The sequence below is a fragment of the Winslowiella iniecta genome (genome assembly GCF_001267535.1).
In the GTDB taxonomy this organism is placed as follows: Bacteria; Pseudomonadota; Gammaproteobacteria; order Enterobacterales; family Enterobacteriaceae; genus Erwinia; species Erwinia iniecta.
Genome location: NZ_JRXE01000006.1, coordinates 145,171 through 152,273, shown reverse-complemented (window position 1 = coordinate 152,273; position 7,103 = coordinate 145,171). Strand labels below are relative to the sequence as shown.

Genomic DNA, 7,103 nt, shown 5'->3' with positions numbered 1-7,103 from the left:
TGTGGCGTCTGAGAAACTGCTGGCGCGGCTGGGCAATATCGGCGTTACCGACTGGCAGCCGCAGGCGAATCCTGCGGTGCTGTGGGATATTTTCGGTGAGAAAGGTCATCCGCTGCGCGCGACGGTGTCGGATCTGGGCCCGCTGCTGCTGGCGCGCTTGCTGAATCTGAATGAAATCCAGTCGGGCGTGTTGCAGATAATTTTCCGCATCGCGGACGACCAGGGATTACTGCTGCTGGATTTTAAAGACCTGCGCGCCATGACGCAGTATATCGGCGATAACGCCAAATCCTTCCAGACGCAGTACGGCAATATTAATAGCGCCTCGGTCGGTGCCATTCAGCGCGGACTGCTGTCGCTGGAGCAGCAAGGTGCTGAGTACTTTTTTGGCGAGCCGATGCTGGATATTAAAGACTGGATGCGCACCGACGCCAACGGTAAAGGCGTGATAAATATTCTGTCGGCGGAAAAGCTGTATCAGATGCCAAAACTGTACGCCACCACCCTGCTGTGGATGCTGTCGGAACTGTATGAACAGCTGCCGGAAGCGGGCGATCTCGATCAGCCGAAACTGGTGTTTTTCTTTGATGAAGCGCATCTGCTGTTTAACGATGCGCCGCAGGTACTGCTGGATAAGATTGAACAGGTGATCCGCCTGATTCGCTCAAAAGCGGTCGGCGTTTATTTTGTCTCGCAAAACCCGTCGGATATCCCGGATGCGGTGCTCGGCCAGTTGGGTAACCGTATTCAGCATGCGCTGCGCGCCTTTACGCCACGCGATCAGAAAGCGGTAAAAGCTGCCGCGCAGACCATGCGCGCCAATCCAGCTTTTGATACCGTGGCAGCGATTCAGGAGCTGGGCACCGGTGAAGCGTTGATCTCGTTTCTTGATGAAAAAGGCAGCCCTTCAGTGGTGGAACGCGCGATGGTGATTGCGCCGTACTCACGCATGGGGCCGGTCAGTGACGATGAGCGTAACGGGCTGATTAACCACTCGCCGCTGTCGGGCAAATATGATGAAGCGGTCGATCGCGAATCGGCGTATGAGATGCTGCAAAAAGGTGTGCAGGCGGCCAGCGAACAGCAACAGGCTCCGCCAGCACAAGGGCAATCCGCCGGGATAGATGGCGGGATTCTCGGCGGCCTGAAAGATATTCTGTTCGGCAGCACCGGCCCGCGTGGTGGCAAGCGTGATGGCGTGGTGCAGACCATGGCAAAAAGCGCCACCCGACAGATTACTCATCAGATTATTCGTGGCGTTCTCGGCAGCATTATGGGAGGCCGCAAGCGCTAAGCGAAGGTTATGGATAAAGAAATTGAGCTAAAAAAAGTTAAACGCATCGCCCTGCTGCTGCTGTGTGTCGCGGCAGGGGTGTTTGTCGCCACCCTGTTCTTCCCGCCGGGATTCTGGGTCAGCGGAATTAAAGCGATTGCCGAAGCGGCGATGGTCGGTGCGCTGGCCGACTGGTTTGCGGTGGTGGCGCTGTTTCGCCGCGTCCCGGTGCCGTTTATTTCGCGCCATACGGCGATTATTCCGCGCAATAAAGATCGCATCGGCGACAATCTTGGCCGCTTTGTGCAGGAGAAATTTCTCGATACCCAGTCGCTGCTGGCGCTAATCCGTCGTCACGATCCGGCGCAGATTATTGCTGGCTGGCTGAGCGCACCGTCAAATGCTGAACGGCTGGGGCGTCATCTGTTGCAGGTGATGCGCGGCTTTCTCGATCTGACTGATGATGCGCGTATTCAGCGTTTTATACGCCGTGCGGTGCATAAAGCTATCGATAAGGTCGATCTTACCCAGTCCAGCGCCATGCTGCTGGACAGCCTGACCAAAAATAATCGCCATCAGGAGCTGCTCGACGCCGCGATTGAACAGCTGTTAAAGCTGATTAATAAGCCCGGCACCCGTGAATTTATCGCCATGCAACTGGTGCGCTGGCTGAAGCGCGAGCACCCGATTAAAGCCAAAATGCTGCCGACCGAATGGCTGGGCGAGCACAGCGCCGAACTGGTGTCGAATGCGGTAAATTCGATTCTTGATGATATCGGCCAGGATCGCGGTCACGAACTGCGACAGGGCTTTAACCGCGCGGTGGAGCGGCTGATTGAAAAGCTTAAACATGACCCGGAGATGAAGCAGCGTGCCGAGGGTATCAAGGCGTATCTGAAAGAAGATGAAGCGCTGAATAACTATATTGGCGAGCTGTGGGGCGATTTACGCGGCTGGCTGAAAGCGGATCTGAACAGTGACAATTCAGCGGTGCAGGCGAAGATTACCGCTGCCGCGCTGTGGTTTAGCGAAACGCTGCTGAATGACGCCAGTCTGCGCGCATCACTGAATCAGCATATGGAGGACGCGGCCAGCACGGTGGCACCGGATTTCGCCGCTTTTCTTACCCGCCATATCAGCGATACGGTGAAAAGCTGGGATGCGCGCGATATGTCGCATCAGATTGAAGTGAATATCGGCAAGGATCTGCAGTTTATCCGGATTAACGGCACGCTGGTGGGTGGGACGATTGGGTTGATTCTCTATTTGCTGTCGCAGATACCGGCGGTGTTGCCGTTGATAAGGTAGTGGTTTTTGGCACGGGCGGCGAGAACGCCGCCCGTAAGCCGATTACCGGCGTTTCAGCAACATGTACACGCTGACCGCAAAGAATGCCGCACTTGGCAATACCGCACCGAGGAAGGGCGGTATGTTGTACACCAGACTGAGCGGGCCGAAGATCTGGTCCAGCACATAGAACAGGAAGCCAAAGCTGATACCGGTCACTACCCGCACACCCATCGACACGCTGCGCAGCGGGCCAAAAATAAACGACAGTGCCATCAGCATCATTACCGCGACCGACAACGGCTGGAAGATTTTGCTCCACATATTCAGCTGATAACGGCCAGACTCCTGACCACTCTGCTTAAGGTACTTCGCGTAGTCATACAGGCCGGTTATCGACAAGGCATCAGGATCCAGCGCCACCACACCCAGCTTATCCGGGGTTAAACTGGTTCTCCACTCGCCGCTGACCGTCTGGCTACCGGTTACCTGTTTTGGATCGGTCAGGTTCGACTCATCCACCTGCGACAGCTTCCACACTTTATTGTTCTGATCATAGGTTGCTGAGGCGGCGTAGCGCACGCTCTGCAAGCGACGCTGATCGTTAAAGCTGTAGATGCTGACGCCACCGAGATCGTTATTGCCTTTGATGCGTTCGATATAGACAAAGTTGTCGCCATCTTTTGCCCACAGACCGTTTTTCGTCGACAACAGTGAACCGCCCACCAGCTGCTGCGCGCGGTAGTTGCGCGCCATCTGCTCGCCTTTCGGCGCAACAAATTCACCAATCGCCATGGTCAGAATCACCAGCGGAATCGCGGTTTTCATCACCGACAGCGCGATCTGCAAACGGGTAAAGCCGGAGGCCTGCATCACCACCAGCTCACTGCGCTGCGCCAGCGTGCCAAGGCCCAGCAGCGCGCCCAGCAGTGCCGCCATCGGGAAGAAGATCTCGATATCTTTTGGCACGCTGAGGATGGTGTACAGACCGGCACCCAGCGCGGTGTAATCGCCCTGGCCGGTCTTACGCAGCTGATCGACAAACTTAATAATGCCGGAGAGCGACACCAGCATGAACAGGGTCATCATGATGGTGTTAAAGATAGTTTTACCGATATATCTGTCGAGTACGCCAAACATTACACGCTACCTCCCTTGCTAAAGCGTGCACGGAAGCGACGCATCGGTACCGTGTCCCACAAGTTAAGTGCGATGGCTAAGGCCAGATACAGCAGGTTGACTACCCACATCCAGATTGCCGGATCGAGACGCCCTTTCGCGCCATTTGATCTGAGCGAGCTTTGCAGCAGGAAGAAAATCAGATACAGCAGCATCGCTGGCAGCATCGACAATACCCGCCCCTGACGTGGATTCACCACGCTGAGCGGCACCACCATCAGTGCCATCACCAACACCGCAAATACCAGCGTCAGACGCCAGTGCAGCTCGCTGCGGAACTCCTGATTATCCGACTTCAGCAAGTTGGCAAAGCTGGACTGCGCGGAGTCATTCGGGTCAATGACCGCCGCTTTATAACCGACTATCGCCTGATAGTTCTCGAAATCGGTAATGCGGAAATCACGCAGTAACGCGGTGCCTTCAAAGCGGGTGCCTTTATCCAGCGTCACCACCTGAGAACCGTCACGGTGCTGCTCCATATGGCCGCTGTCCGCCAGCACCACTGAAGGCCGGGCGTTACCGCTTGGACGCAGCTGTGCGAGGAACACATGACCAAAGGTATTGCCTTTGACGTTCTCAATAAACAGCACCGAGTTACCGTCGCTGGACTGCTGGAACTGTCCGGCGGCCAGTGCCGCTGCGCCAGGGTTCGCTTTGGCGTTTTGCGTCACTTCATTTTGATAACGCGACGACCAGGGGCCGAGCCAGACGACGTTGACGGCTGCCACCACGGCGGTAAACAGCATCAAAATCATCGCGGCTTTGACCAGTACGGCTTTACTCAGGCCGCAGGCGTGCATCACCGTAATTTCGCTTTCGGTGTATAACCGGCCCAGCGTCATTAAGATGGCAAGAAACAGGCTCAACGGCAGGATAAGTTGTGCCATTTCCGGCACACCGAGGCCTAACAATGTCAGAACTAAATTTGTCGGAATTTCGCCATCTACCGCGGCCCCCAGGATCCTGACTAACTTCTGACAAAAGAAGATCAACAGCAGGATAAAGAGGATTGCCAGCTGGCTTTTGAGCGTTTCCCGAACCAGATATCTAATGATGATCACGCTTAGTACGCCTGTGAAAACTTGTCTTTTTGCAGGAAAATCGATAGTTTCAACGCTTGTTCGCCATTTTTTCTCATCAATGGCAGTCGTCATAGCTAATATTGTATGACACAAGCGTTTAGATGACACAAAAAACAACGATTGTCATCGAAACTCAATCTGACGTCCGTTTACTAAACGTCGATACGCAACGGTTTTATGCGTTACGAAAGCGCTACATTCTAGCCGTAGCAGACGCCGTTGTCTTTAAGATTCAGGAGAGTGCATGGAGTTCAGTGTAAAAAGCGGTAGCCCGGAAAAACAGCGCAGTGCCTGTATTGTCGTTGGCGTCTTTGAACCGCGTCGGCTGTCACCGATTGCTGAACAGCTGGATAAAATCAGTGATGGCTACATCAGCGCCCTGCTGCGCCGTGGCGAACTGGAAGGAAAAGTGGGCCAGACTCTGCTTCTGCACCATGTGCCGAATATCCTGTCTGAGCGTATTTTGTTGATTGGCTGCGGTAAAGAGCGCGAACTTGATGAGCGCCAGTACAAGCAGGTGATCCAGAAAACCATCAATACCCTGAATGATACCGGATCGATGGAAGCGGTGTGTTTCCTCACCGAGCTGCATGTTAAAGGCCGTAATACCTACTGGAAAGTACGCCAGGCGGTGGAGACTTCCAAAGAGTCGCTGTACAGCTTCGATCAGCTGAAAAGTAATAAAGTCGAACCGCGCCGTCCGCTGCGTAAAATGGTGTTCAACGTGCCAACGCGCCGTGAACTGACCAGCGGTGAGCGCGCCATTCAGCATGGTCTGGCGGTTGCCGCCGGGGTGAAAGCGGCAAAAGATCTCAGCAATATGCCGCCAAATATTTGTAACGCCGCGTATCTGGCGTCACAGGCACGTCAGTTAGCCGACAACTACAGCAAAAATATTACCACTCGCGTCATCGGCGAACAGCAGATGAAAGAGCTGGGGATGAATGCCTATCTGGCGGTCGGCCAGGGCTCACAAAATGAGTCGCTGATGTCGGTCATTGAGTACAAAGGAAATCCGGACCCGGACAGCAAACCGATTGTGCTGGTCGGTAAAGGCCTGACCTTCGACTCCGGCGGTATCTCGATCAAACCCGCTGACTCCATGGACGAGATGAAGTACGACATGTGTGGTGCGGCATCAGTGTATGGCGTGATGCGCATGGTGGCCGAACTGAATCTGCCGCTGAACGTGGTCGGCGTGCTGGCCGGTTGTGAAAATATGCCAGGTGGCCGCGCCTTCCGTCCGGGCGATGTGCTGACCACCATGTCTGGTCAGACGGTGGAAGTGCTGAACACCGATGCCGAAGGTCGTCTGGTGCTTTGTGATACGCTGACCTACGTCGAGCGTTTCGATCCGGATGTGGTCATTGATATCGCCACCCTGACCGGTGCCTGCGTGATTGCGCTGGGTCACCATATCAGCGGTCTGATGTCGAACCACAACCCGCTGGCGCATGAGTTAATCGGCGCATCGGAACAGGCGGGTGACCGCGCGTGGCGTCTGCCAATGGCCGATGAGTATCAGGATCAGCTGGAGTCGAACTTCGCCGATATGGCCAATATTGGTGGCCGTCCGGGTGGTGCGATTACCGCAGCCAGCTTCCTTGCGCGCTATGCCCGTAAGTATAACTGGGCGCACCTTGATATCGCCGGCACTGCCTGGCGTTCAGGTAAAGCTAAAGGGGCAACCGGTCGTCCGGTGGCGCTGTTGTCGCAGTTCCTGTTAAATCGTGCAGGCTTAAACGGCGACGATTAATCGCGTATCATCTCCCGTATGGGCGGCGTTATCGCCGCCCGTTTCAATAACAGGCACCACAAATGAAAAACGCGACCTTCTATCTGCTGGAAACCGATACCCCGGTTGACGGACTCAGCGCTCTGGAAGCGCTGGTGTGTGAACTGGCGGAAGCGCGCTGGCGCGCGGGGAAGCGTGTGCTGATTGCCTGCGAATCTGAACAGCAGGCGATTAAACTGGATGAAGCCTTATGGCAGCGTCCGGCCAGCGCCTTTGTACCGCACAATCTGGCTGGTGAAGGCCCGAAATATGGCGCACCGGTCGAGCTGGCCTGGCCACAGCGTCGTGGCAACTCGCCACGCGATCTGTTGATCAGCCTGCTGCCGCAGTTTGCAGACTTTGCCACTGCTTTCCATGAAGTGATAGACTTCGTACCTTACGAAGAATCTCTCAAACAGCTGGCGCGCGACCGCTATAAAGCTTATCGCAGCGTCGGATTCCACTTGAATACGGCAACGCCGCCTTTGCCCAGAACGACATAGCAGAA

6 protein-coding genes are annotated in these 7,103 nt (G+C 55.2%); 4 read left to right on the top strand and 2 right to left on the bottom strand.

Annotated elements, in window-relative coordinates:
* Both NG42_RS05820 and NG42_RS05815 read left to right on the top strand, forming a co-directional pair.
* Positions 1-1,294: helicase HerA-like domain-containing protein (locus NG42_RS05820; protein WP_052898386.1), on the top strand; the 1,294-nt coding region annotated here is incomplete at its 5' end.
* A gap of 9 nt (positions 1,295-1,303) precedes the next feature.
* Positions 1,304-2,581 (top strand): DUF445 domain-containing protein, encoded by a 1,278-nt coding sequence (locus tag NG42_RS05815; RefSeq protein WP_052898334.1) that lies wholly within the window; start codon positions 1,304-1,306, stop codon positions 2,579-2,581.
* A 42-nt stretch (positions 2,582-2,623) separates the two neighbouring features.
* On the opposite strand, the gene lptG is transcribed toward NG42_RS05815, so the two are convergent.
* A complete protein-coding gene (gene lptG / locus NG42_RS05810) occupies positions 2,624-3,700 on the bottom strand; it encodes an LPS export ABC transporter permease LptG (RefSeq protein ID WP_052898333.1) in 1,077 nt (358 codons plus the stop codon).
* Positions 3,700-4,800, bottom strand: a complete 1,101-nt coding sequence (gene lptF / locus NG42_RS05805; protein ID WP_052898332.1) for an LPS export ABC transporter permease LptF — start codon at positions 4,798-4,800, stop codon at positions 3,700-3,702. Before lptF ends, lptG begins: the two co-directional genes overlap by 1 nt.
* 265 nt (positions 4,801-5,065) lie before the next feature.
* Here lptF and pepA point away from each other — a divergent pair, with 265 nt between their 5' ends.
* Both pepA and NG42_RS05795 read left to right on the top strand, forming a co-directional pair.
* Positions 5,066-6,577 (top strand): leucyl aminopeptidase, encoded by a 1,512-nt coding sequence (gene pepA, locus NG42_RS05800; protein ID WP_052898331.1) that lies wholly within the window; start codon positions 5,066-5,068, stop codon positions 6,575-6,577.
* 62 nt (positions 6,578-6,639) lie between these two features.
* Positions 6,640-7,098, top strand: a complete 459-nt coding sequence (locus NG42_RS05795) for a DNA polymerase III subunit chi (protein ID WP_052898330.1) — start codon at positions 6,640-6,642, stop codon at positions 7,096-7,098.
* Positions 7,099-7,103 lie beyond the last annotated feature (5 nt).